Raw genomic sequence first — 1,088 nt, forward strand, 5'->3', positions numbered from 1 at the left:
TCGACGGCGGATCGGCCGAGTTCGCGGCCGAAGCCGGAGCGTTTGGTGCCGCCGAAGGGGAGGTCGGGGGCGTCGCCGAGGACGAGGTTGACCCACACCATGCCGGCGTCGATCTGGTCGGCGACCCGGTCGGCCTGCTCGGGGTCGGTCGTGTAGACGTAGGAGCCGAGGCCGAAGGGGGTGTCGTTGGCGATGCGGACGGCGTCGGCTTCGTCCTTGGCGCGGTAGAGCAGGGCGACGGGACCGAAGAACTCCTCGTGGTGGGCGTCCATGTCGGGGGTGATGTCGGTGAGCACCGCGGGCGGGAAGTAGTTGCCCTGCACCTCGCCCTTGGCCAGCACCTTCGCGCCCTGGGCGATGGCGCGGTCGAGCTGCTCCTGCAGGCGCTCGGTCGCGGTCTGGGAGGAGAGCGGTCCGAGCAGGGTGTCTTCCTGCATCGGGTCGCCGGGCTGGACGGCGGTGAACTTCTCGGTGAACTTGACTGCGAAGTCGTCGAAGAGTCCGTCGAGCACGACGAAGCGTTTCGCGGCGTTGCAGGACTGCCCGTTGTTGTCCAGGCGCGCGTTGACGCCGTCCTGCACGGCGGCGTCGAGGTCGTTCGTGGAGAGCAGGATGAACGGGTCGGACCCGCCGAGCTCGAGCACGACCTTTTTCAGGTTCTTACCCGCGATCGCGGCGACCGCGGCGCCGGCCCGCTCGGACCCGGTGACCGAGACGCCGAGCACGCGGCGGTCCTCGATGACCCGCTCGATCTGCTCGTTCGAGGCGTAGATGTTGCGGTAGACGCCCTCGGGGGCGCCGACCTCACCGGCGGCGGTGGCGAAGATGTCCTGCACGGCGGCGGCGGAGCGGGGGCACTGCGGGGCGTGCTTGAGCAGCACGGTGTTGCCCGCGACGATCGAGGGGCCGGCGAACCGGGCGATCTGGTAGTACGGGAAGTTCCACGGCATGATGCCGAGGAGCACCCCCATGCCCGTCTTCCGGATCACCGCCGAGCCTTCGTCGACCTGGATGGGTTCGTCGGCGAGGAAGCCGGGGCCGTTGTCGGCGTAGTAGGCGTAGATGTCCGCGGCGAACTCGACCTCGCC

The 1,088-nt window shown here is 69.6% G+C and carries 1 protein-coding gene; it reads right to left on the reverse strand.

The features are described 5' to 3' along the window. Positions 1 to 1,088, reverse strand: a 1,088-nt coding sequence (locus JUB10_RS14405; RefSeq protein ID WP_207457888.1) for an aldehyde dehydrogenase family protein, incomplete at both ends; no start/stop codon positions are given.

The organism is Desertivibrio insolitus (genome assembly GCF_017355965.1).
Classification (GTDB): Bacteria; Actinomycetota; Actinomycetes; order Actinomycetales; family Microbacteriaceae; genus JAFIQW01.